This is a genomic window from Delftia sp. JD2, from assembly GCF_001682645.1.
Taxonomy (GTDB): Bacteria; Pseudomonadota; Gammaproteobacteria; order Burkholderiales; family Burkholderiaceae_C; genus Comamonas; species Comamonas acidovorans.
In genome coordinates, this window is sequence record NZ_LFJT01000073.1 from 1 (window position 1) to 24297 (window position 24297).

The 24297-nt window shown below is 64.1% G+C and carries 25 protein-coding genes and 2 pseudogenes; 2 read left to right on the top strand and 25 right to left on the bottom strand.

Annotated features, from left to right (window positions below):
* From ACM14_RS26495 to ACM14_RS26580, 18 genes and pseudogenes are all read right to left on the bottom strand, one after another.
* The coding region (locus ACM14_RS26495) for a DEAD/DEAH box helicase family protein (protein ID WP_065347829.1) at window positions 1-1867 on the bottom strand (1867 nt) is incomplete at its 3' end.
* A gap of 136 nt (window positions 1868-2003) precedes the next feature.
* A pseudogene (locus tag ACM14_RS26500) lies at window positions 2004-2311 on the bottom strand (hypothetical protein).
* An 89-nt stretch (window positions 2312-2400) separates the two neighbouring features.
* Window positions 2401-2721 carry a methyltransferase gene (locus ACM14_RS26505; protein ID WP_065347830.1) on the bottom strand — a complete coding sequence of 107 codons (321 nt, stop codon included), beginning with the start codon at window positions 2719-2721 and terminating at the stop codon, window positions 2401-2403.
* A 50-nt stretch (window positions 2722-2771) separates the two neighbouring features.
* Window positions 2772-3905: a DUF6094 domain-containing protein gene (locus ACM14_RS26510; RefSeq protein WP_254919932.1), complete on the bottom strand. Its 1134-nt coding sequence runs from the start codon at window positions 3903-3905 to the stop codon at window positions 2772-2774.
* Window positions 3906-3945: 40 nt separating this feature from the next.
* Window positions 3946-4596, bottom strand: a complete 651-nt coding sequence (locus ACM14_RS26515) for a hypothetical protein (protein WP_006226015.1) — start codon at window positions 4594-4596, stop codon at window positions 3946-3948.
* A 104-nt stretch (window positions 4597-4700) separates the two neighbouring features.
* The gene (locus tag ACM14_RS26520) at window positions 4701-5042 is read right to left on the bottom strand and encodes a hypothetical protein (protein WP_016852814.1); all 342 of its coding nucleotides are present in this window, start codon (window positions 5040-5042) and stop codon (window positions 4701-4703) included.
* 102 nt (window positions 5043-5144) lie between these two features.
* Window positions 5145-5471: a hypothetical protein gene (locus ACM14_RS26525; RefSeq protein WP_006226013.1), complete on the bottom strand. Its 327-nt coding sequence runs from the start codon at window positions 5469-5471 to the stop codon at window positions 5145-5147.
* A 94-nt stretch (window positions 5472-5565) separates the two neighbouring features.
* Entirely contained in the window at window positions 5566-6255 is a 690-nt protein-coding gene (locus ACM14_RS26530) for a DUF3275 family protein (protein ID WP_006226012.1), read from the bottom strand.
* A gap of 58 nt (window positions 6256-6313) precedes the next feature.
* Window positions 6314-7243 (bottom strand): DUF3577 domain-containing protein, encoded by a 930-nt coding sequence (locus ACM14_RS26535; RefSeq protein ID WP_006226011.1) that lies wholly within the window; start codon window positions 7241-7243, stop codon window positions 6314-6316.
* Between the two features lie 366 nt (window positions 7244-7609).
* Complete coding sequence (locus ACM14_RS26540) at window positions 7610-7963, bottom strand: DUF3085 domain-containing protein (protein ID WP_006226010.1); 354 nt, start codon at window positions 7961-7963, stop codon at window positions 7610-7612.
* 141 nt (window positions 7964-8104) lie between these two features.
* On the bottom strand, window positions 8105-8917 hold the full coding sequence (locus ACM14_RS26545; RefSeq protein ID WP_006226009.1) for a hypothetical protein: 813 nt from the start codon (window positions 8915-8917) through the stop codon (window positions 8105-8107).
* A 287-nt stretch (window positions 8918-9204) separates the two neighbouring features.
* Window positions 9205-9483: a hypothetical protein gene (locus ACM14_RS26550; protein ID WP_003108989.1), complete on the bottom strand. Its 279-nt coding sequence runs from the start codon at window positions 9481-9483 to the stop codon at window positions 9205-9207.
* 96 nt (window positions 9484-9579) lie between these two features.
* Complete coding sequence (locus tag ACM14_RS26555) at window positions 9580-10317, bottom strand: hypothetical protein (RefSeq protein ID WP_003098947.1); 738 nt, start codon at window positions 10315-10317, stop codon at window positions 9580-9582.
* A 213-nt stretch (window positions 10318-10530) separates the two neighbouring features.
* Window positions 10531-10923, bottom strand: a complete 393-nt coding sequence (locus tag ACM14_RS26560; protein ID WP_003098949.1) for a hypothetical protein — start codon at window positions 10921-10923, stop codon at window positions 10531-10533.
* Between the two features lie 21 nt (window positions 10924-10944).
* Window positions 10945-11157, bottom strand: a complete 213-nt coding sequence (locus ACM14_RS26565; protein ID WP_003116833.1) for a hypothetical protein — start codon at window positions 11155-11157, stop codon at window positions 10945-10947.
* 337 nt (window positions 11158-11494) lie between these two features.
* A pseudogene (locus ACM14_RS32765) lies at window positions 11495-11677 on the bottom strand (hypothetical protein); the annotation flags it as partial.
* A gap of 465 nt (window positions 11678-12142) precedes the next feature.
* On the bottom strand, window positions 12143-12643 hold the full coding sequence (lspA, locus tag ACM14_RS26575) for a signal peptidase II (RefSeq protein WP_003098955.1): 501 nt from the start codon (window positions 12641-12643) through the stop codon (window positions 12143-12145).
* A gap of 3 nt (window positions 12644-12646) precedes the next feature.
* Window positions 12647-15559 carry a heavy metal translocating P-type ATPase gene (locus ACM14_RS26580; protein ID WP_175403315.1) on the bottom strand — a complete coding sequence of 971 codons (2913 nt, stop codon included), beginning with the start codon at window positions 15557-15559 and terminating at the stop codon, window positions 12647-12649.
* Window positions 15560-15650: 91 nt separating this feature from the next.
* Here ACM14_RS26580 and cadR point away from each other — a divergent pair, with 91 nt between their 5' ends.
* Window positions 15651-16049 (top strand): Cd(II)/Pb(II)-responsive transcriptional regulator, encoded by a 399-nt coding sequence (cadR, locus tag ACM14_RS26585; protein ID WP_003098965.1) that lies wholly within the window; start codon window positions 15651-15653, stop codon window positions 16047-16049.
* Window positions 16050-16116: 67 nt separating this feature from the next.
* Here cadR and ACM14_RS32565 read toward each other — a convergent pair whose 3' ends face one another.
* A complete protein-coding gene (locus tag ACM14_RS32565; protein WP_055312603.1) occupies window positions 16117-16491 on the bottom strand; it encodes a DUF3703 domain-containing protein in 375 nt (124 codons plus the stop codon).
* A 12-nt stretch (window positions 16492-16503) separates the two neighbouring features.
* The gene (locus ACM14_RS32570; RefSeq protein ID WP_003098970.1) at window positions 16504-16740 is read right to left on the bottom strand and encodes a hypothetical protein; all 237 of its coding nucleotides are present in this window, start codon (window positions 16738-16740) and stop codon (window positions 16504-16506) included.
* A gap of 384 nt (window positions 16741-17124) precedes the next feature.
* On the opposite strand from ACM14_RS32570, the gene ACM14_RS26595 reads away from it, so the two are divergent.
* Window positions 17125-17760, top strand: coding sequence for a cation transporter (locus tag ACM14_RS26595; RefSeq protein WP_003098972.1), 636 nt, complete (start codon window positions 17125-17127; stop codon window positions 17758-17760).
* 723 nt (window positions 17761-18483) lie between these two features.
* Here ACM14_RS26595 and ACM14_RS26600 read toward each other — a convergent pair.
* From ACM14_RS26600 to ACM14_RS26620, 5 genes are all read right to left on the bottom strand, one after another.
* A complete protein-coding gene (locus ACM14_RS26600; RefSeq protein ID WP_003116834.1) occupies window positions 18484-20514 on the bottom strand; it encodes a DNA topoisomerase III in 2031 nt (676 codons plus the stop codon).
* A gap of 283 nt (window positions 20515-20797) precedes the next feature.
* On the bottom strand, window positions 20798-21238 hold the full coding sequence (locus ACM14_RS26605) for a single-stranded DNA-binding protein (protein ID WP_003098976.1): 441 nt from the start codon (window positions 21236-21238) through the stop codon (window positions 20798-20800).
* 73 nt (window positions 21239-21311) lie between these two features.
* On the bottom strand, window positions 21312-21839 hold the full coding sequence (locus tag ACM14_RS26610; RefSeq protein ID WP_003098978.1) for a DUF3158 family protein: 528 nt from the start codon (window positions 21837-21839) through the stop codon (window positions 21312-21314).
* Window positions 21836-22627 (bottom strand): PFL_4669 family integrating conjugative element protein, encoded by a 792-nt coding sequence (locus tag ACM14_RS26615; protein WP_003098981.1) that lies wholly within the window; start codon window positions 22625-22627, stop codon window positions 21836-21838. Before ACM14_RS26615 ends, ACM14_RS26610 begins: the two co-directional genes overlap by 4 nt.
* A 429-nt stretch (window positions 22628-23056) precedes the next feature.
* Window positions 23057-24295, bottom strand: a complete 1239-nt coding sequence (locus ACM14_RS26620; protein WP_006226008.1) for an STY4528 family pathogenicity island replication protein — start codon at window positions 24293-24295, stop codon at window positions 23057-23059.
* Between the last annotated feature and the right edge of the window lie 2 nt (window positions 24296-24297).

Below are 24297 nucleotides of genomic sequence, written 5' to 3' on the forward strand. Positions count from 1 at the left end.
AGACGTCGGCGTAGCTCTTGCCCGCCGCGATGTCCTCCAGCAGCGTGCCGGTATAGACCGTGTAGGCCAGGACCTTGCGACCCTGTGCCTTCTCCTCTTTGCAGATGTCGATCAGCTCGCGCTCTTTCGGTGTCACCTCGAACTCGTTGAACTGAGCCGGGACGAACGCCAAGGTGTTGCGCGTGCGCGGATGCACCACGGTCTCCGACCGGAAGCAGCAATCCGGCCAGGCCAGCAGCACGTTGAGAACCACGCCCAGCAAGGTCGTATCGCGTCGCGCCAGAGCCTGTTTCAGCTCGGCGGTCAGCCGACCCGCCAGATCGCGGTAGGCCGCGGCTTGTGCCGTGTCCATCGCGACTTCACGGAACTCCTCGTCATAAGGCGGCAGGACGTTGCCGCCGATGTCCTTGAGCTTGAGGAAGATCGTGAACGGCAGGATGCAGCGCAAGACGCCCTTGGGGCCGAAGCCCGGGGCCTTGACCGTGCGCACCGATACCTTGGTGCCCTTGGCCGTCTTGTGCGCCGTGCCGGTGCTCTCGGAGTAGATGTCCTTCAAGACCCCGTGATCGCGCATGAACGCCATCGCAGCCGAGGTCATGCTGCCGCTCGTGGTCGGGCGGTAGCCGTCTTCGATCATCCGCCCAGGCAGGGCTCGGAACAGCAGATAGAACAGGTCGTCCCCATAGCCGCCCATCAGCGTGCCAGTCAGCAGCAAGGTCTTGCGAGCCTTCGCCGCCAGCACGCCCATGGCCTGGCCTTGGGCACTGCCGCCGTTCTTGTACTCATGGGCCTCGTCGGCGATCAGCAGGTCGAACGTGCCTTGCGGCAGGTACCTCTTGATGAACTCGGACGGTTGGTAGCCGCCCTCGCCGAAGCCGAACTCCATGTTGGCCATCGCACGTTCCATGCGCGTGGCCTGACGGTCAGAAAACACCAGCTCGCCGTTGCCGTCCATCAAGTTGATGAACTCGTGGATGTTGTCGCCGAGCATCGATGCCAGGAACCCGTCCCCGAACTTCTGCATCAGCTTCTGCGCGGTGACTTCCCCGATCGTCGGAATGCGCTTCAAGGCTTTGAGCACGGCCGAGGATTGATCGCTGCCGGACAGGCTGCGCGGGCGGATCAGCGTCCACAGGGGCGCGGCGCAATGGCTGCACTTCCTGCGGTACTCATCGGCTTGGAGAGCGACCGGGTTGACCGGCTCGCCGTCGAGGTCGGTGATAACCGTGCCGCAGTCCGGGCAAGCCGCCACGTCGCCGTGGCGGGTGCGTCGCGTGGTGAAGACAGGCTTCCAGTGGAAACCCATCCGCATCCTGACGCGCCCCAGGACGAAGAACTCCTGGCCCGTGGGCTGCACACCCAACTGCTCACGCAGCTTGATGAGTTTGACGAGCGTATCCGGCCCATTGAGCACCCATACCTTGGCGCCGGCCACCGTCTCCTGGATCTCCCGCCGCCACTTGTAAACCAGGTGCGGTGGCGACAGGACCAGAGTGCGGCGGTAGCCTTCGGCGTTGAGCACGGCGGCCGCGGCGATGCCGACGGTCGTCTTACCGCAGCCCATCTCGCCATTGACGATCGCGGCGCGTTCGCCACGGTCGATCAGCAGCTCGGCGGCGGCGTGGACGACTTCGGCCTGTGCTGGGAACAGCTTGCGCTTGAGGCTGGCGACGACGAGTTGCCGGTGCGCCTGCGGTTGGCCGGTATAGACCGGCGGGTTGGCGCTGTTGAGGGCGTCGAGCAGTTCGTCGCCGAACTCGCCGACGAAATCCTGAAGGCTCAGGGTCAGAGGGTTGGATTCCGCGTCCAGCAGTTCGCCCTGCACGGGCGTGGCTTCAGCGGCAGTGGTTTCGAGATCGAGGGACATGGTGATGCTCCAAAGAAAAATGGGGCATGCACCACCCCCAGCGGGGCAATGGCATGCCCCGTGGTGGGAGGAGAATCGGCGCGTGGCCGAAGGTGGTTGAAGATGCTGGCCTGGGTGGCCCGCGGGTGAACCGTGCTCAGTCCTCGGACGGCAGCACGATGGCGGTGATGCTGCGCCCCGTATCGGTGATGATGCGAATGGCGAGTCCCGGGTGGATCACGTAGTGCGATTCCAGCGGCGCGCCTGATTGAAGCGCAGAGCTGTTGGCCTCCCCCATTGCTGGGCGGTGACGTCGCCCCAGTCGCCGCGGGCGTGCCGTCTGAAGTACGGAATCGGGTCCAGGCGACCCGCGTTGAACAGGCGGTTGATACCTCTGCTGAAGATGAGCGCCCCAATGGGGAACGTCAGCCTGTGGCAGTAGGTTTCGATACGATGCGATGCCATGGGCTCCTCCTTGATGGTTCATTGGGCCACGACACCCCTGCCGGAGTGAAGTGGCTCCGTCAGGTGGATGAAGATGACGATGTGGGGCCTCAGATCAGGTCCCGCTCTTCGGGAAGCTGGACCACCGTGGTCTGGTGGTCTTCGCTGGTCTTGACGATCAGCGCCAGGTCCGGCGTGATCCTGAACTGCGAAATCATCAGGTTGTCCTGTTGGATCGCCACGTCGTTCGCTTGGCGGGTGGCCTCATCGATCTCGCCCCAGTCCCCGCGCCCATGGCGCTGGACATAGGCCAAGGGGTCAATCAGGCCTCGCCGGGCCAGCCAATGCACCTTCTCGCTCAACTTCAACGTACTCGGTGTGAACAACGGTTGCTTGTGCGGCGCAGGCCGCTTGAACGGATTGGGGATCATGGTGTTTCTCCTTCGAGTTGGTACAGCAGGACGGCAGCGCGTCCGGTGGATCAGCGAATGGTCAACACCTCGCCCCGTGTCGGGGAGCCAGGCGTCATGTCCCACGCGCGGATGACAGGCACGAACTTGTCGGTGAGGATGCGTGTCTCGGCGATGGAGCCGTCTTCGCGTTCGGTGAATTCCCGCTGGAGCGTCTTGTCCTTGTGGGTGTCACCTTTGACGACGAGCACGCGCCCCGTCTGGGAGCGCACGACGCCGGAGATCGCGCCCGCGGCCAGAGCCAGGGCGAGATGCCAGTGGGACAAGGCCCGCGCCGGTGGACGCAGCGACTGCTGCGCGGTCCCCAAGTGCGTGTCCAGCGACGGCCAAAGGCCTTGCAGCCGGCCAACCTCGTCGGCGAACTGTTCGGGCTCCATCGTCACGCGGAAGAAATGCTCCGGCTCGGCCGGACTGGCGGGGACGATGTACGGCAGGAACGGCCATTCGCTCGGCAGTTCCTCGGCTTCGACTTCGCCAAGCCCAACCTGCAGCAGCAGATTGCGCACGGCCTTGACGCCATCGGGTGCCAGCTCCCGCTGACGGACCCGGCGGCCGAAGATCACCACCTGCTTGAACTGCGTTTCCACCGCTCGGTAGATACGCAGATCGGTGTAGTGGCGCGTCAACCAGCCGACCAGCTCCGCGTCGAGCACGTAGCCGGGGACGATGAAGACCAGCACGCCGCCGTATTGCAACAGCGACAGCGAACGCTGATAGAACAGCTTTTCGAGGCGGGCACGGCCCTGGCCCTGATAGCCGATGTTGCCGTTGACGTCCTTGGACAGGTCGCCATACGGTGGATTCAGCCACAGTAGTCCGAAGGACTGCTTGGAGATCATCGTGTCCATCAGGTCCGCGTGCAGGCAGTGATCGACCAGGCCGCGGGCATGGCGCGCCCGCTCGGCGTCGAATTCGACGGCGAACGCCTTGGCCTGTTCGCGCCCGAGGGCATGAGAGGCTTCGGCGATTGCCACGCCTTCACCGGCGCAGGGATCGAGGATGCACATCGGCCCGTCGCTGGGCATCAGTGCGTTGAGGGCTCTTTCGAGCGTGGGTTCGTCGGTCGGGTAGTACCCATTTTTGGCGAAATTGCGGGCGAGCCGCGGGAACATGAGAGCCATGGAAGTCTCCTGGTTGGCGGGGATGAATGACGGAAGCACGCCAAGGCGTGCCTCCGAGGGTGGGTCAAGCCGCTACCGCTTCCGGCGTCCAAATCTTGGCCGGATAGGGATAGGCGGTGAGCGCGTCACTGCGGATCAGGGAGCCCAGCGCCAAGCTCAGCGCCGGCACGTCGATGGCGAGCCGATGGCCTTCCAGCGGCCCGAGGGCGAACGGAAGGCGGGCCAGCATCTCGCGGCTTTGCAGCAGTTCCAGCACGGTCTCGCGCCAGTGGTCGAGTAGCGGTAACGGGCAGGTATCCCGCACCAACGTCCACAAGCGGTCGAGCCGGTGGGCGCTGTCGCGTGGCAGCAGTGCCAATGCGCTGGCGTTGGCCCTATCGGGCTTGACGCAGCGCCGGTCGAACAGCCACACGTTGGACAGCGAACCGAACAGCGTGCGTCGGTAAGCGCGCGTGATGCGCTTCTCCAGACGATCGACGTTGCCGATGAACACCGGGACGCTGCCGCCCTCGTCGGTGATGATGTGGAACTGGTCCAGTCCCTGCTCGTCGCGCCCGAGGGTCAGGCGGGCAAGGAACTGCTGGACGGCGGTGTCGCGCGCCCAGATGGACAGGAAGATCAGGTTGCCCTGGTCATCGCCGACGCAAGCGTCGGCCATAACGTCCGGGCATTCGTCGATGTGGAACAGCGTGGTGGATGAAGTGTGTGCGTGCATGGTGGTGTCCTCGATGAAATGAGGGGCAGCACCGCCCGCAGGGGCAGCGAATGCCCCGTTAGGGATGAAGGAATGCGGATAAGGTGTTCGATCCGCTTGGGCGTTCAGAACGTCTGTTCGGTGAACGAGCCGTCGGCCTGATGCTTGACTACACGGTTGCCAATGTTGCCCTCGCAGTCCTGTTGGACTTCGGTGAACATGCTTTCGGGCACGTCGATGTGGAAATGGCGCAGGACCACTCGGTAGTAGTCCAGGTAGTGGTTGAACGGGTCGCTCTCGTGCAGGTTGCTGTACAAGAAGTCGTCGCTCTCGACCTTCGCGGTATCGTCGATCAGCTCGGCCGGCTTTTCGATGAATAGGAAGAAGTAATTTGCCGGCCGGTCCCAGCCCAGTACGACGGTGATGGGAAAGCCCTTGTGAACGGTGTCGAAGTAGTGCCGACTCATGGTGATGTCCTCGGTGAATCGGAAACAGCACCGCCCCTGAGGCAGGTGCTGCCCCAAGGGGTGGAGAAAAGCCGCGCAAGCGGCGATGACGTGTGCCGGACCTCAATAGTCCGAATCGCAACCGGACGGGCAATAACCCAGTTCGATTCCGTGCGAGCAGTAGCCGTTTTCGGCGTTCCAGTCCTGGGTTTCCTGCCTTTCGGCCGGTGTGGCGTAGCCCCATTCCTGTGCGATCTGCAGCGCCTGTGCGCGTTGCTCTTCCGGCAATCGACTGGCTTGCGCGTCGATCTCCGAACTGAAAAGCGTGACCCAGTGGTCCCAGGACAGGCCACAACCACGCTGGGCGTGCTCGGCGGCTGTCTTGCAAACAGCTCGCCACGCGGGTTCACCCAGCGAAGAACGGGGTGTATCGCAATCGATGGTGGACATGATGGAGACCTCCAGAAGAAAGCCGGGGGCCTCCCCGCATAGGGAAAGAGCCCCGGCGGGTGGATGAAGAACACCGCGCATGCGGTGTCTGCGATCACGCAGGTTGCAGTTCGGCCTGGCGGCTCCACTCCTGCGTTTTGAAGTCCAGCGCGTAGCCCAGATCGCCCAGGCGGGCGATCTGCGCGCGCAGGGCGCGGCGGTCGATGGTCGAATCCAATTTCACGGAATCGCCCAGCGGCCAGAGCAAGCCGAACAAAGCAACGTCGCCCTCTTCGGTGCTGCCAGGGGCAGCCGCCGCAGCGGGCGTCGGTGCATCCACACCGAAGGGCGTGGTATCGACCAGCGGGTCCGCCGAGGCCTGCACGGGTGCGGGCTTGGCGGGTCTGGAGGCCTTGGCGGGCTTGGCCGGCGTTTCCGCAGGCTGCGTCCCCAGCTCTTCATCGAGTGGATCGACTTCCTGGGTGGCGAAGCTGCGGGCCTCATCACGACTCAGTTTGTCGATGCCGTTGAGCGTCATGCCGTCGAGGTTTGCGCGCACTTCAAACCGCGCGCCGCCCGCGACCGGATAGGACTTCGCGAAGATGTAGCGAATGACGAAATCCCCGTCGTACTTTCCTTCGGGGTACTGCTCCAACTCCGCGTCTTTAACCGCGAACTCGCCGATGGGGGTAGAAAGGCGCCCAACCGTGAACGGGCCGTTCTTGCCCCGGATGGTCCGCAACGTGAGCTGGCCCGGGACGACGATGGGTAGGGCTGATCTCGTAGGTGCCGATGTGGCTGCCATGATGGTTCTCCTTGGACGAATAGGAAAAAGGCAAGGCCCCGTGAGGGGCCGTGCCGGATCAGAACGAAGCAGCCAATGCCGGCTCCTGCTCCTCGACTGCACATTCGGGCTCGCGCTCGGCGGGCTCGGCAGATTGGTAGGAAACGGCGTCGGCGGCAGTGTCGATGGCGTTGGCGGCTTCGGACGCGGGTGCGTCCTCCGCTGGCGCTGCCTCGGCATGCGCCTGGCTCGTCGGATAGACCTGGGTGCCGTCGATCTTGATCAGACCGATGTGGACCAGCGTCGATTCCAGGCTTGCGGCCGGTTCCCCAGCGTGCTCGCCCTTGGTGCGGATGTACGGATCGATCTTCATGTCGTTCAGACGAAAGGCGATCAGCACCTTGCGATCCCCCTCGATGGCCTGCACGCATCGGCGAACCAGATGCTCGGCTTCAGGGGTGGCGACGATCGTGTCGAAGTACCGATATTCCGGTTCATCGACAGGTCCGGCCAGCGCGGCGATGGAGCACGACAGGAACGGGTCACCATCCTTGGGGGTGACGTCCTTCGGACGGTTGAGGTAGCCGATGCCACGGGTGATCAACTCGTGCTGCTCGATCGAAGCCAGTTCGGCCCGCTCGATCAGCTCGGCCTTGAGCAGTCGCGCCTTGAGGGATGCGGCGGCCTGGCCTTTCTGTTCGCCCTTGTCGCGGATGTAGGCATCGCCCCAGAGGTCGCCGAGGCGAAAGCGCACCAGCGGTCGCTGCTTGGAATCGTCAACGCCGATGTAGCGCTGAACGAGCTTCTTGGCCTCGGCACCCGAGACCTTGACGTCGAAGTAGCGGTAGCTCGGGTCCCTGGCGGGGCCGACCAGCGCGGCGATGGTGCAGGCCAGGAAGGGCTGCGCACGGCGGCCGCCCCTGACGGGCACCTCACGGACACGCTGGAGGTAGCCGATGCCCGAGGTGTGGAGGTCGAAATACGATTTCTCGTTGGAAGTGGTGTTCATGGTGAATCTCCATAGGGAAAAGCGGAGACACACCGAGCCCACGCATGCGGGGAAAGGTGCGTAACCCCGCGGTGGGTTGATAAGGCGAAAGCATCCGCCACCAGGGACTGGTGGCCGCTCGCGGATGGATGCGGTGCGAGCTGGCTCGGTCACGCAGTGGAAACTGCGCCGCAACCTCGAAGACCGATGGTTGCCTGGCATGTCGCTGACAGCGTCAGCAGGCATGGGGTCAGCATGGCCGGGCCTCGCGCGCGCGACAGCAATCAATTGGCATCCGCGCGTTTCCCTTTGTCCACGCAGCCCGGCTCAGCGCAAAAGAAAGCCCCCGGTGTGGGGGGCTGCGAGAGTCGAGTGGCGGTTGCCGCGCTATGCGGGAGGCACCACCTCCAGCGACAGATGTGTGGCGGTGGCCGACAGCATCAGGTCGTCTTCGGTGTGCAGGATGCGCGTGAATACGCCGTCCTTCGGGTCGAAGTACTCCCCGAAGTCGTCGCCGCCCAGTTCGGCGCGCGCCAGTTCCCACCAGTCGTCGAACGGGTCGGTATCCGGGTTGCAGCCGACGGCATAGGCCAGCAGCTTCACACGCCCATCCGGGCGGCGCTCTCCCTGCTCGGCGAGGAAGTACACGCCCTGGTCCTTGACCAGGATGACGCGGCATTGGCTGGCGATGGCCTCGGTCAGCACGGGGCGCAGGTCGGAGCCTTTGAATCGCAGTGACATGGTTGAAATCTCCTATGTGGAATAGAGAAAAGGCCCTCCATCCGCATGGATGGAGGGCCTGTGGGCACATGGCCCATGGGCGAAACTTCGTGGCGGGACCCACGGGTCAGCCGTAGAACCGGCAGGATTCAGTTTCCGGCGTCATGCCGGCACCGCCTGGCGCTGCCGGGTAGCCTTGGCGTCGATCACGCTCACATCGATCAGGCGCCAACGTCCGTCGTCGATGAGTCGCTCCAGCACTTCGCCGAGCATGTCGAAATACACCTCGTCATGCCGATCGACCAATTCGCCGTCGCGATGCAGCTCCACCACGTAGGTGTCGCCGCCTCGGTCGTACAGCACCGTCACCCGGCCCTCGAACTTCGCGGTCGAGACCGTGAAGCTGATCGCCGGAGGCGTCTCGATGATCTTGGACGGCGTCGGATCGACCCAGGTGAAATCCCGGGCACCCGCATCGACCAGCATGTGGGTGATGCGCCGGAAGCCATCGGGCGCCGGCATTTCCTCCAACTGCTGGATGAGCTGACCCAGCTCCATGCACTGCGGCTCGGGAATGGGCAGCTTGGCCGGCGCGGAGCCGAGGATGTGCGTCTTGACGGTGTAGGGAATGCCGTCGGACGTCATCTCGGTGCGCTCTTCCGGCGTGTCCGCCCGCAGCCCATCGAAACGGCGCCGTGCGTAGGGTTGGACATGCACCTTGGCGCCTTCGTCGGGGACGGTGGTCACCAGCTTGGAATCGAGCACAGCGAACTCGCTCGGCTTGAGCTTGACGACGATGGCATCGTCGGTGATGGCGACTACCTTCCCGTCGAAGGGCTGGGGGTCGACGGCGAAGCCCAATGTCGAAGATTGCGGCTGATCGTCGAACACGCGGTACTTGAACGACCGCACGTTGCGGGGCACGTGGCCTGCGACTAGCGAAGGCATCATGGATTTGATGAGGGAACGGTCCATGGGAATCTCCTTGAGGAAGAAACAAGGGATTCCCCGCCCGCAAGGGAGAGGTCCCTTGTGGGTGGTGTGGATGGACGCGGTACGTCCGTGGAAAACATCGACCAGCACGGCTTCCCGTGCTTGCAGCCTTGAAGGTCTTGGCTGCCTGGGCATGTGTCGGCAACGCCGACGAACATGGGGCAAGAATGGCCCGGGAGTAAGCGGCCCGCTTGCAGGAAACGGCACCCCATCGCACCCGCTTTCCAGCGCTGCGGGCGAGAAAAAGCCCCTCGAAAGGGGCTTGGGGGTCAGGCTTCGTACACGAAGTAGTGTTCTCGCTGACGCGGGAAGAACACGTGCTTCCACGTGTCGCCGCTTGTGTTGCCACCGTCGAATACGACCATTTCGTAGTCGTCAATGTCGGTGTCCACCAGATCGGCGCTGTCGATATGGCGCATGTGCAGCGTACCGCTCATGCGCTCGAACACCAGGATCTGGCCGATGGCGTCGTCCTGGCTCATGGCGTTGACGCAGGCTCCAAGCTGATTCTCGAAGTCGGGCGTGGGCAAGATGAGATCGGGGAACATGAGATTGCTCCTATGGAATTGAACCAGCCCGGCTCCTGGTGGGAGGCGGGCTGGCATATGGGGGATAAAGGGGAAGGCTTGCGCGTCGCGTGTCTGCTAGGTCTCGGCCAGTGGCAAGCCCAGTAGCGCGGGTGCGTCGGCATCGAGGATGAGGATGCGCACATCTGCCTGGCCGGCCAGTTCAAGGATGTTCGCCAGGTCGTCAGGCATGCCCTTGTCGCGGTGCTCCTGTCGAAGCTGCTCAGCACTGATGCCCTCGGCATATTCCAGGTTCTTGTCTGTCCAGGGCGTGGAGATCAGCTTGACGCCAATCGCCGGGCTGTACGGAACCCGAAAGGCGATGAACAGAAAAGCCTCCGGCGTGGCGAGGTCTGCCAGGTTGGCGAGGTACTGGCCGGTTTCCTGGCAGATGTGCGCGCTGCTGACTTCCCAGCACCGGCTGTAATAGCCGGTCTCGAAACTCAACCGCTGCACCACGTCTCGCGCGGCTTCGGCCGAATAGGTATCACCGACATGGACCGGGCGGCCGTCGAGGTCGTCGCCATGGATGGCATAGACCACGGCGCCCACCACGCCTTCGCCGTTGATGCCTTCAACAGCATCACATTCAGCAATCAGCTCGTCGCTGATGGCGTCAGTGCCGCTTTTGATCAACGCGAAGTCGCTGGTGACGATGCAAGGCGATGAGATCAGGTCGTTGTCGGAAAGATGCGCTTGGCTCGTGTGGATGGATCGCCAGACATGCGGGCTTCCGTCCCCGTAGCAGATGCACAGCGTTCGGACGACTCTCAGATTCCAGTAGCCGCGTACAAAGGGATTGGGATTCTGGGTCATGGAATTTCTCCAGATTGAATAATGGAGCCAATTCCCGCCACCGGGAATTGAACCCCGGTGGGTTGAAAGTGGAAAAAGCGTCAGGCGGCACTGATCGAGGGCTTTGGGCCAATCGGCGCAGGCTGACGGAAGAAAAATCGAGGGACATGGCCGCGTGGACGCATGTCCCTCATGGGCAGTGAACAAAAAGACGGTGGTATGCCGCAGACCGGCTCACCAACCGCTGTAGTTCACCAACAGATCGGCGATGACCTTGCGGCGTTGCAGATCGAGACCATCGAAGTCCGACAGTCCTTGGAAGTGGCAGCGCTTGAGCATGGCACCGCCCTCGCGCGCGTTGTAGAAGCTGAACATGGCGGACAGGAACATGCGTTCCCCGCTGCTCAGGACGCCGAGTGCGTCGTTGGCACGCAGCATGTCGGGACGCAGATCCCACTTGCTCTTTGCCTGGTTCAGGCCTTCGCGCGTGCCGTCGCCAAACCATTGCGGGCCTGCGATCTCGACGCCGCGCTTCCAGACCTCGAAGAAGGCTTGGGGCGCGGCGGCGAAATGCTGCTCTTCCCGCATGATCTGATCGACGACTTCCTGGGGCAAAAGCTGGTTCATGACGTGGTTCCTCCAGTTGGATCAGGGTGTGGCGAGCTGGGACCAGCCGCCTCTTTCGAGGGCACGTTGAGCCGCGGCATAGCTGCGGAAGTACTGGCAGGATTCCCGCGAAACGGGACCTTCTGTATCGCGCGTGCCGATGTAGTGGCCGGCGGCGCTATGCAGGATTTCGAGCGGCAGGAACTTGCCGCAATGGATCAAGGCCAACTGGCCGAAAGAGGCTTGCTGGGACATGGACGGGCTCCTTGGAAAAAGCGGGGCCTCGTCCCTCACGGGATGGCAGCTCCCGCACGCGGTTGAGAAAAAAGCATCGGCGTCACGGGTGACGCGCGTCCGCAGACTCGATGCGATGGCGGACTGGCGGGTAGCGCGGAAAGAATCCGCGGCAGCCTGGAAACTCTGGCTGCTGGCATGGTGCTGACGAATCAGCGACACATGCGGGCAGCTTCATGCGCGAGGCGAGCCGCGTCAGCCGGAAATCGGCATTTGCAACAGCCCCGATTGGCGAACGCGGAAAAAAGAAAGCCCCGCAATAAGTGCGGGGCTGTCAGGAGGATGAGGCGAAACTGGGTCAGCGAGGCCTGTCGCCCAGTACATGCTGCTTCCACAGGGCGAATGCCTCGTCCGGTCCCAGCTCTGCGAGGATGACGATGGGCTGGCCCCGACGGGCACGCAGCGATGCGAAATACGCTGGCCGGTCGGCGATGGCGTTGAGCTTGATGCCCTTTAGGAACAGCAACTGGCGGGGGCGAACTTTGGTGGTAACGCAGGCATGATTGCGCTTGTTTGGGGCAAAAGGGCCAGCGAAGCGGGCGGACACGGCCAGAAAACCGCGACGAACTACTTGTACTTGCCAGGCGAGGCGAACGGGTGACATCAGCATATCGCTATGCGGTAAAGAAGACCGTCCTAAAGCTTGCAGGATCCCGGCATAGCTTCATCATCACCTCTCCGTGACGGCTCATTGGAACGAAAAAGGCCAGCATCGCCGTGATGGACTTTCATAATTGCCAGGTCAACTGGCTTGCGTGCTGTTTATTCACAGCAAGGCATTGCGACGTCGTTGCAGCAATCGCCGCCATCGCAACAGGGCGTTGCAGCAAAAGCGGCGGTGGGCGCTAGCATGAGGGCCAAGCCGCGGCCGCTCATGCTGGGGGCCGTTCTCTTCAGATTGGTGTCCTGCACCGTGTGCATTGCGAATTTCCGGATCGTCCCAATGTCACTGGGACTCCTTTGTGGCGGCCGGGTTCTCCACGCTCATGAACGACTGGGCCACCAGCGCGATCGCCCCGCCCACGATGGCCATGTCAGCGATGTTGAAGGCGGGCCAGTGCCAGCCGTGCAGGTGAAAGTCGATGTAGTCGATAACGTGCCCGCGCGTGGCGCGGTCGAACGCGTTGCCCAATGCGCCGCCCAGAATGAGGCTGTACGAAAGGCCTTCCGTTTTGCGCAGCGGCCGGGAGAGCAGCCATGCGAGCCATGCCGATATTGCGAACGCGATCGCCAGAAAAAACCACCGCTGCCAGCCGCCCGCGCCAGCAAGGAAGCTGAACGCCGCGCCGGGATTGAGAGCGTGAACTAGGTTGAAGAATGACGCCACCTCGTGCGACCAACCCAAGGGAGTTGTCGCGTCAATGTAGCTCTTAGCTGCCTGATCGCCGGCGAATATAACGATCGCGAGTGAGTACCACTGCGTCTTGCGAAGAGATGGTTCATCCATTGTTCATGCCGCCTTGAACTTCAGGAGGCGCAGCCCATTGACGACAACCAAAAGACTTGCCCCCATGTCAGCGAACACAGCCATCCACATGGTGGCATGCCCTGTGAACGTCAACGCAAGGAACACCGCCTTGATGCCAAGGGCCAGAACGATGTTCTGCGTGAGGATCGCCGCAGTGCTACGCGACAGCCGGATGAAGGCGGGGATCTTGCGCAGGTCGTCGTCCATCAGGGCGACGTCGGCTGTTTCGATCGCGGTGTCGGTGCCGGCCGCGCCCATGGCGAAGCCGATGTCGGCACGGGCGAGCGCGGGCGAATCGTTGATGCCGTCGCCCACCATGCCCACCTGGCCCTCGCCGCCGACCAGGCTTTCGATGGTCTTGAGCTTGTCTTCGGGCAGTTGGTCACCACGGGCTTCAGAGATTCCGACCTGGGCAGCGATGGCCGCGGCCGTGTGCTGGTTGTCCCCCGTCAGCATCAGCGTGCGCACACCCAGCGCCTGCAGGTCGGCCACCGCCTCACGGCTGGTTTCCTTCACGGTGTCGGCCACTGCAAAAATGCCGAGCACGGTCGCATCGTCCATCAGCAGGATCGCTGTCTTGCCTTGGCGCTCCAGGGTCTCCAGCCGAGCCTGGAGCGTCGCTTCGCTCAGGCCCAGCTCCTGGGCGAGCCTGTGGTTGCCCATGTGCAACATGCGCCCGGCGACGCGGCCGCGCACGCCGCGGCCAGGCAGCGCCGCGAAGTCGTCGACCTCGTGCAGCGCGATGCCGTCACGGTTCGCCTTGCGGGCGATGGCCTGAGACACAGGATGGTCCGAGCGTGCCGCGAGGCTTGCGGCCCAGGCGGCAACTTCCTGCGCCTCGCCGATCAGCGGCACGAAGTCGGTCTGCTCGGGCTTGCCATGTGTGAGTGTGCCGGTCTTGTCCAGGGCCAACGCCTTGAGCTTGCGCCCGCCCTCCAGGTAGACGCCACCCTTGATCAGGATGCCGCGTCGGGCGGCAGCGGCCAAGCCGCTGACGATGGTGACCGGCGTGGAGATGACCAGAGCGCAGGGGCAGGCGATCACCAGCAGTACCAGGGCCTTGTAGACCCAGTCAAACCATGCGCCGCCGAAGGCGAGCGGCGGCACGACGGCAACCAGCACGGACACCGCGAACACCGCCGGCGTGTAGACGCGGGCGAACTGGTCGACGAAGCGCTGCGTGGGCGCACGGCTGCCCTGCGCGGACTCCACGGCATGGATGATGCGCGCGAGCGTCGAGTCGCTGGCGCCTGCGGTCACCTTGTATTCGAAAGAGCCGGTCTCATTGATGGTTCCGGCGAAGACCTGGTCACCTTCGGCCTTCTCGACGGGCAGGCTCTCGCCGGTGATGGGCGCCTGGTTGATGGCCGATCGACCCGAGGTGATCAGGCCGTCCAGTGCGATGCGCTCGCCAGGACGCACGCGGACCACCGCGCCCTTTGCGACCTCCTTGGCCGGCAGCTCTGTCCATGAGCCATCGGCCTGCCGCACGGTCGCGGTCTCGGGCGCCAAGTCCATCAGCCCCCGAATGGCGTTGCGGGCGCGGTCCAGCGACTTCGCCTCGATCACTTCCGCCAACGCGAACAGGAACATGACCATGGCGGCCTCCGGCCAGTGGCCGATCGCCATGCCGCCGGTGACCGCGATGGCCATCAGGGCGTTCATGTTCAGGTTGAGGTTCTTCAGCGCGATCCAGCCCTTCTTGTAGGTGCTGAGGCCGCCGGTGAAGATCGAAACCAGTGCCAGCACGATCACGGCCCAATGATTGCCGTCGTTGACCCAGTACACGCCTTCGGCGGCCACCGCCGCAACGCCCGAAACCGCCATCGGCCACCAATTGGTCTTGTGCGCGGCCACCGGGGCATCGCGCGGCTCATCAGTCCTCTGGACCTCGGCTTCCATGCCCAGCGATTCGATGGCTTCGACTGCCGGCTCGATCGCGTCGGGTGTGTGCCGAACCGTGAGCGTGCGCTGCATCAGGTTGAAATCCATTCCCTGCACGCCCGGCATGCCTTGCAGCTTGCCGCGGATCAGACTTTCCTCGGTCGGACAGTCCATCTTCGCGATGCGAAGTACCGTGGTGGCTGTCTGCATGTCCTGCCGCGCAGCCTGCATTCCAATGGAAGCAAGCGCCTTCTCGATCGGCGCTGAGGTCGCCAGCGTGTGCTGGACTCCCAGCACACGCTGCATCAGATTGAAGTCGAGCGCGGTCACACCCGGCAGCTTGCCCAGCCGGTCGCGGATCAGCGCTTCTTCCGTCGGGCAATCCATGTTCTCGATCCGGTACGTCACCCGCTCGCCGATCGGCGGCGCGGAAACGGCAGCGGTTGGTTGCTGCTGCAGGGCCGAGGATGGGATCACAGCCGCGGCTTCGATCGGCCCCGTGTGGCCGAAGGTCTGCTCCTTGGCGCGCATGCCGATCGAGGCCAGGACCTGCTCCATCTGCGCGCGTGCCTGAGCGAGGTGTTTCACCGACAGGGTGCGCTCAGCGAGGTCGAAGTCGAGGTCCTGAATTCCCTCGACTGCCCCGAGGTGCGAGCGGATGAGTTTCTCCTCGCTCGGGCAGTCCATGTTCTCGATGCGGTAGGTGGTCGACACGGCGGCGTCTCGGACAGCCTGAGCCTCCATGCCCACCGAATTCAGCGCTTGCTCCAAGGCATCGGCCGAGACTTCGCGGTGCGAAATGGTCAACAAACGCTGCGGAAGATCGAACAGGAGCCGCTCGACACCGGGCATGCCCTCCAGCGTTCGCCGCACCAGTGCTTCCTCATTGCGGCAATCCATGTTGCTCACGTGGAAAACGGTGGTTTCAGTGCTGGCCTGCTCACTGGCGCACGCCGTCTGTTGGCCATTGCCGCCGGAGTAGGCGCATGGGCTGGAAGGTTCTTTGTTCATAGATCGCTCTTCATTGACAAGGTTTTCCCCGGATGCCATCATTAGAAAACCTCTAGTAGATATAGAGTCAAGTTTTTTATAGGAAGCAACCATGATGCGGATCGGTGAACTGGGCAAGAAGGCAGATTGCTTGGTGCAGACCGTGCGCTTTTACGAGTCAGAAGGCTTGCTGCCCGAGCCTGCACGTAGCGAGGGCAACTTCAGGCTCTATGACGAAGTCCATTTGCAGCGCTTGCTGTTCATCCGCCGCTGCCGGGCGAAGGACATGACGCTGGATGAGATCCGTCAACTGCTGAACTTACGGGATCGGCCAGAGTTGGGCTGCGGCGAGGTGAACGCGCTGGTCGACGCTCATATCGCGCAAGTGCGGACCAAGATGAAGGAATTGCGCGCCTTGGAGCGCGAGTTAATGGATCTGCGACGCTCCTGCGATAGCGCCCGAACCTCGCGCGAGTGCGGCATTCTCAACAGCTTGGCCGAGCCCGCCTGAAGCTCGAGCGTGTCATCGGTGCTGGAAGTGATCGGGTCCAGTTCTGAGAGCCACGTGCCGCGCTCCATCATGCGAAAGCGCGCGGTTCTGACGTTTTGAGACGGCGTGCGACCGAGGGCGTGGCCCACAGGAGCCAGCGCGAGCCGGACGACCTGCGCGCCGCAATCTCCGCCACCTTACGGGTTCTCCAGGCCAGACCGAGCATCGCGGCGTGGCTGCGCAGGTGCAGGTGCAGGCCAAGGTAGCAGTGCGCCACGACGCGGCCCGACTCATGGGCACGCCACGCAACTCGCGATCGCTTCGCAAGAAGCCGCAAGGCCCGACTCGCGCAAGAATGCGACGTGGGCAAGATCGTATAGCCAGCAGCGCAAGCGTTTGCCGCTGCTGGCCGGCTCCGGAAGGGATAGACAAGCTGCGGGCCGTAGTCCATTGGAAAGTCCATCTTTCTTGAGTGTCACTCTTTGGCGCCCAGCGTGTGCTTTTGCGACCGGAAAGCGCTGAACAAGTGGCCCCCGGGCATCCAGAAATCGCCGTAGTTGACTTGGGCGTCTTCGTGCTCACGCTTGTGATGCCAGCGATGGGCTTCAGCCACCCCGATCAACAATCCCAACGGCCCGACCCGGTATCCCAGATTGGAGTGCTGGAAGGCCAGATGCACGACCAAGAAGCCGAGCCATGCGCCGACGGCCAACCACAGCTTGGAACGCCGCTACTGGCTCAACGGGGAGTGGAAAGGCCGCCCGCCCTCTAGCAAGGCGGCACAAGCGAGCGCGACGATCACTGTGAGTAGCTCCGTCGGAAAAGACGGCCGGCCGGTCGCGAGCTCGCCGAAGAGCACAACCGCAGTGGCGCCACGGATCAGTGGATAGCAGCCATACCGGATGACAGTCGCAATGAAGGGGGCGCATTGGTGCTCATCTGTTCTGTCCTAAAGCTCTGACTGGATTGGAAAACCTTCTAGCTACGGTAGAGTCAAGGGCGTCCGGGAAGACCCTGTGGCAAGTTCGTTGCATCTGCGCCTTGACTCTCCAGCCGCTACAGGCTTCAGCATCCATCGATTTGGAAGGAACAATGCATGGCTGAAAACCACAGAAATCACGAAAACGACGAGTTGGGCCGCCTAGATGCGAGCGATGCGAAGGACCGAAAGATTCTTCTGACTGTGTTGCTGATCAACCTGACGCAGTCCGCCGCCGGCATTGCCCTTGGCATCTGGGCTGGCTCTACGGCGCTGATGGGCGCCGGGTTGGACAACCTCGCCGATGCGTCGGTCTATGCGGTTAGCCTGTATGCCGTCGGTCGTGCGGCAACGGTCAAGGTGGGCGCGGCCCGCTTGTCGGGTTTCTTGCTAATCGGCCTGGCCGCGCTGCTGCTGTTGGAAGTCCTACGCCGCTTCGCTGGAGGGGAAGAGCCTGTCGGCCCAGCCATGATGGCCATGGCCGCGCTGAACGCGGCTTTGAACCTAGTGTGCCTCAGACTACTGCGCCGCCATCGCGGGGAAGATGTGAACTTCAAGGCGTCAGCGATCTTTACCAGCAACGACTCCATCGTCAATGGTGCGATTGTGCTGTCCGGGGTGCTGGTGATGGGGTTCGGGTCGAACATCCCGGATCTGGTGCTGGGCGTCATCGTGGCCGCAATCGCAGCGAATGGGGGGCGGGAAATCCTGCGCGAAGCATCGGAAACAGCTCGCCGTAAGGCGGGCACATAAGGCATGTTTTCGCCCAGTTCATCCCGAGGTTTACCTCTGCAAAAGAGGTAGTCCAGCCTTTGGGCTACGGCCTCGGCTGCAGCCGAGCGTACCATTGGCGATGGCCGCGCGATAGGCGGGCATGCCGTTCTCGACCTCCGTCTGCCGTACAGCAGCGGTGCGCAAGGTTGAGGGTGCATGTCGTCTCTCCTGTTCGTGTGGCCCAGGCCAATGGCCGGGCCGGGACGTTGATGGGCAGGAGAATGGCGCCGAAGGCCCAACGGCCTTCGGCTCGGGAGAAAAGAGGAACCACCCGTGGGCTGATTGGCAGGCCCGGTCGTCGCTAGAACCGTCTGCTCATCAAGCAATCACACCCGGCCCATGTCGTGGCTGGGGCCGGCATCGTCTGGCGCACATCCGCGCACAAAGGGAGCCCGTTTTTGCACCGGCGGGCACCGGCACCGATTACCGCTGACCACGAAGGGTCTCCCGGTGGCTCGTGCAGCCTGGCAAGCCACCGGGAGACCCTTCGCAGAGGGCGGAAGAAACGCAGATCAACAGAACGCGCGTGGTGCGGCTCGCAGAGAAGCTACCTTCAGGTCCCGCGGCCGGGGACGGCTGGGCGGGACGCGCACACGGATCAAGAAGGCGTTGCGCGCTGGGCGTCCCGCAGGGCATGCGGCGGAGTGCGGGACAGGGGCCACGCCGCCGAAGGCGGGCACGGCTCACGGGGAACGGGGGCGGTCAGGAGCCTTTGCGGCCGCTACGGCGCGGGCGCGAGGCGCCGCGCTTGGAGCTGCCGGATTCGACTGGCAGCGTGCCTTTGCAGTCCGGGTAGCGGCTGCACGACCAGAACGGGCCGCTCTTGCCGCTGCGCTGGCGCGTGGGTGCGCCGCACTGCGGGCATGCCGGCCCTTGGGGAACCTTGATGGACAGGGAGGCGCTGCCGTACTGCGCAATCAACTGCGAAATCCACGCGGCCTGCTTGCCGATGAACACGTCCAGGGTGAGCTGTCCGGCCTCGATCATGTCGAGCGCCTGTTCCCAGACGGCGGTGGTGCCAGGGTCGGCAATCGCCGCAGGCACGGCATCGATCAAAGTGAAAGCCGCATCCGAGGCGCGGATGGCGCGCCCCTTCTTCACGAGGTAGCCGCGAGCGATCAGGCCGCCGATGATGTTGGCCCGCGTCGCTTCGGTGCCGATGCCAACCGTATCCTTGAGCTTCTGCTTCAGGCGGGGATCGGACACCAGCTTGGCGACGCCTTTCATGGACTTGACCAACTCGCCTTGCGTGTACGGTTTGGGCGGCAGCGTCTTGAGTGCCTTGAGATCGACGTCGGCCACCTGGCATGCCAGGCCCTCATACAGTTTCGGCAGCGCGGGCAGCACCTGGGCGCGGACCGCAGTATCGCCCTCGCCATCACCGTCTTCGGCCTGCGGCTCGGCGAGCACCTGGCGCCAACCCGGGATGACAACCTGCTTGCCCGTGGCCGCCAGGTTCTGCCCCCCGCACGAAAACTTGGCCACAGTGCGGTCGAACTCGTGGTGAGGGAGGAACTGCGCCAGGTAATGCGACCGGATGAGCCTGTACACGGCCAGTTCCTTCTCGCTCATGGCGGAGAGCTTCGCCGGTTCGAGCGTCGGGATGATGCCGTGGTGCGCCGTGACCTTGCCATCGTTCCAGGCGCGCGAGCGCTGCGAGCGGTCGAGCTGGCCCATGATCGAGCGCAGCGAGGGATCGGTCTTGAGCAGGCTGTCGAGAACGGTGGGCACTTCGGCAAACATGCTCTCGGGCAGGTAGCCGGAGTCCGAGCGGGGGTACGTCGTGGCCTTGTGCGTCTCGTACAGGGCTTGGGCAATCTCCAAGGTTTCCTGCACGTCCAGCCCAAGCTGCTTGGAACACACTTCCTGCAAGGTGCCCAGGTCGAACGGCAGCGGCGGGCCTTCGCGGACACGCTCAGTCTCCACCGACACGACGTGGGCACTGCCCGCAGCGCGGATCTGCTGCATGGTCTGCTGTGCGACCGGCTGCCGCAGGCAGCGGCCTGCGTCGTCGGTGCACGCATCGGGTGGAACCCATTGCGCGGCGAAAGTCGAACCGCCTGCGAACAGGGACACGGCGATGGCCCAGTATGGTACGGACACGAAGCGCGCGATCTCGCGGTCGCGGTCCACAACGAGCTTGAGCGTCGGGGTCTGTACGCGGCCGACCGACAGCACGCCGTCGTAACCCGCCTGTCGCCCCAGCACCGTGAACAGCCGGCTCAGGTTCATGCCCACGAGCCAATCCGCACGGGAGCGCGCCAGCGCCGAGTGGTACATCGAAAGCGTCTCGGCCGAAGGCCGCAGCTTGCCCAGTGCCGCCCGAATGGACGCATCGTTGAGCGCCGACAGCCACAGGCGTTCGATGGGGCCGCGGTAGCCGCAAAGCTCCACGATCTCGCGGGCGATCAATTCGCCCTCGCGGTCGGCATCGGTGGCGATAACCAGGTGAGTCGCCTTCGCCAAGAGCGCCTTGACGACCTTGAATTGCGTGGCGGTCTTCGGTTTGACCTCGACCCGCCAGTGCTGGGGAATGATGGGCAACTGCTCAACGGACCATCGTTTGAGCTGCTCGTCGTAGGCCTCGGGCGGCGCCGCCTCCACGAGATGGCCGATGCACCAGGTGACCGTGACGCCGGAACCGTTGAGGCAGCCTTCACCGCGCTGCGTGGCGCCGAGAATCCGGCCAATGTCTTTGCCCTGGGAGGGCTTCTCGCACAAGAACAGCCGCATATCCGTCCATCCCGATTCCTGTTGTTCATGGAGTTGCTGGGATCGAGGATGCCGAGCGCAGCCCCTGGCAGCAGCAAACAAGCCGCATGCGGCAGCGACCGCTTTCACGCCGATGAAATGGCGAGTGCGGGGAAGGTGCGTGGCCGGAAGTGTGCGGGCCGAGAGCCGCGATTTCCGGGAGCGCGCGTGGAACTCGGTGGACGTTGGTGGAGCTATCCCCTGGGGATAATTCGCAGCGCATGGAGGGCGGCGAAGCACTGCGGCAGCCGCCCTCCATGCCCGATCACTTCCTGCGCTTGGTCTCTTTCGGCGCCGTCGATTCCTGGGTGGCCTGGGGCTTCGGCTCTGCCTCCTGTGGCTTCGGGCTGAGGGCCACAGACTCGATGCGGTACGGCAGGATGCCGACACTGCGCGCGTTGACCTGCCAAGTCTCACGCGGCTGATCTTCGTTGTCCGTCCAGGGGTCGCGCTCCATGCGGCCGACGACCAGCACCCGCATGCCCTTCTGGTAGAGCTGCTGCCAGCGGTCGGCGTCGTGGTGCCAGAGTTCCACCGGCGCCCAGAAGCCGCCGCGGTCCTCGAACTCGCCGCCCTTGGTGGGGACGGGGTTGTCGAAGTACACGTTCAGCCGGAGCAACCGGCGAGGATCGTCGTTGCCATTGGGGAATTCGCGGTACTCGGGAGGCGATCCGATGTTGCCCTCGCCGATGAATTGTGTGCTCATGTTGGAATCTCCGTGGTGGTTGAAATACCCGTGCCTCGTTGGGCTCGGGCGCGTGCTCGGATGGCAGGCGCAATCACCGATCGCGCACTGCGGCAGGAACGGACGCGAGCCGGCGCAGGTAGGTGTTGTCCGCCTGCGCGGCCTTGCTGGCGCATTCCTGTGCTTGCCTGCCCAGGGTGTGCAGCAGGCTGATCTGCATGTTCAGCATGACGCGCTGCAGTTCGATCTCGTGCAGGTCGTGCAGCAGGTTGACCGGCGTGCTGGGGCTCGCCATCAGCTCCTGCCACAACGCCACGCCCATGGCCGATCGATCGTGCTTGCGCCAGCGAAGAAAGGTCGTGCCTGCGCCAGTGGTCTGCTGGGCCAGCTCGACGGGAAGCAGGTGGAAGGGATGCCCGCACGCCTGTGGCAGCACCTGTCGCTGCGCCAGGGCAATCAACTCGTCGCGCATGGCGAAGCACTGGCTGGCCCAGGCCTCGAAGTCCCCTTTACCTTTAAAAGGCTTTAAAAGGCCTTTTAGAGAGGCCGCGTGTTCCAGCCGCATGAAGGCTGGCTGTTCCAGACGACGGAAGTAGCGCGGTTCGCGGTTCGGGTCGCTCATGCCGGTTCGTCCTCGCCGGCGGCTGTGGACTTGGCCTCGGCCGAATCGGCGGCAGCGCCTTCGTCGGTGGGAGATGCGGCTGCGGCAGCGCTATCACCACGCTGTTGCAGACCACGGCGCACGACGGGCGGCGCAAACTTCGAGCGGCGCATGCCTTCGAGCACGTCCTGCGGCAGTTCGCCGAACTTCTCCAATGCTGCCCGAGCTGCGGCGTTCTTGGCCGCGAAGTCGTCGCGGGTGCAGCCCGAGTAGCGGTATTGCTGGGCCAGGCTGAACAGGCTGCGCAGCGCGTGGGCACCTTCGTTGAGCCAGCGCTCCAACGTCGAGCGATCGATCAGCGCGGTGTGGTGGGCGAGGATCAGCTTGCGCGCGATGTCGTCGTAGTCGGCCAGGAGATAGACGGCGGCAAAGCCCAACTGCGCATTGACGAACAGCGGAAGCTTGACGGGCTGCACGTTGAGGTTCTCGCCCAGGGTCAACGCGGCGGGCACGCCGGCCAGGGCCTGGTCCACCTGGTCGCGCAGCGTCTGCAGCGTGGTCCTGGTCTGGTCGAGCTTGTCTTCGATGCGAAGCATCCACCAGTCGCTGTATGGGTCGTCCTGCTCCGAGCCGCGCTTCATCTTGTTCATGACGGCGATGTAGCCGTTCAGGCCGACGATGCCCGGTCGCCCCTCGGCGGCGGCGCGGCCATGCCAGATGCGCGAGGCGTGGTGGGTGTGCAGCGTCAGCGACATCGCGCTGCGCAGGGAGCCGAGGTTGAGTTGCAATGGTTCGTTGCTGGTTGCCATGGTGATCGCTCGCTGGTGGACAGGGAGCCGCCAGCATCCGCATGCAGCGGAAGGCAGTCAGTCAACAAACCGAAATGAGCCGACCCCCGGTTCTGTGCGCGCTGGCGGCGCAGCGCGCAACGGTCCCCTGGGGACCGCTCCGCAGATGGGCACTCACATCGGCGTTCCCGTCCTCGGTTGTTGACGGTATGCGTGCTGCACCGCACGTCGCGCTGCCGTTCGACACGATCCTTCGCCGCGCAGCCGTCCCCAGGGGACCGTTCCGTTGAGCGCCATGGAGGTCTGCTTCATGGTCTTGCATGCGCTCTACTCAGGTTTTGCGCAGCATGTCGCGCCGTCGCCCGGCGCTTCACCGCACAGCCGTCCCCAGGGGACCGTTTCTGCCGACCGCCATGGAGATCTACTTCACGGCTTTGACAAGCCCTGTGCTCAGGATTTGCGCAGCAGATCGCGCAGGCGCTCGATGTGCTGCCGGGCCACCTCGGGCGGCACGACGTTGCGCGGCGGCTCGGTTGGTGGCGCTCGCGCCGCCGATGGTGTTGGCGGTGCCGGGCCGGTCTGCTTGGCCCAGGCATTGAACTCGCCGCGCATGGCGCGCTGGATGATGCCGAACAGATAACCGGCGGGGTTGCGGATGCCATGCTTGCCGCACCGTGCGGCCCATTCGTCCAGCACGGCCTGCCGCAGGGCAGCGTCCACCTGCTGCAACGCCATCTTGGCTCCGGCCTGCTGTTCCGCCTTCAGTTCCGCGAAGCGCTTGGGCCATTGCAGGTCGCCCAGCGCACGCGCCTGCGCGGTAGTACGTACTTCATCAATACGACTACTACGTACTGTACGGTCCTGCTTCGGATTCCGAAGAGCGCCGTCTGGCGCGGGTTTCGGCCCTGCTTCGGATTCCGAAGATGGGCGATCGCCATTCCGAAGAAGGCTCGCGGGCCCTTCTTCGGAATCGTGGACCGCATCCTCCTGTGGATAACTTTCGGAGGCGGTGATGCCCTGGTCGGCCAGGCGCTCGGCGAGCACTTGCAGCCGCGACGGCAAGGTGCGTCCGGACAGCATCGGGTCGTCCGCGATCTCCTGGAGGGTGTTGAGTCCCACCACCTGGACGGCCTTGGCCGAATGCCCCAGCGACTGGCTGACCAGGGCCAGGTAGTCGGCGTCGAGTTGCATCGCCTCGAACGGCGTCAGCGGTTCGTCGTGCAGGACGTAGAGGTTGCCGAGGATGCGACCGGTCTTGGGGTCGCGCCGTCGTCGCACGAGGCTCAGCCAGCGCGTCAGGCGCAGCAGCGTCAGCGCCCGCGCCACGGTCTCATGGGAGGCCTGGCCTGCGCAGGGCATCGACGCCAGCCAGGGGCGCAACTGCTCATAGGTGGGAAATGCCGTGACGCCATCGTCGTTGAGCATCAATCGGAACACCTGCCAGGCGTTGCGCTCCAGCGGTGTCAGGCGGCGGTCGAGGAACAGCCGCCGCGGCACGCTCTCGTGCCGATTGCCACTGAACAGGAAGGCGTCGCCGGACGTAGGAGGCGTGGGCGTTGGAGCAGGCAGGGACGCGGGAGCGCCAGAGCTGGACTTGGGCGCGAGGTCCTTCAGCGCAGCGTCGAACAGGTCGGCGAGTGCGATGGGGCCAGGGCGCTGGGCTCGTGGGGCGGTGTCGTCCACGGCCATGG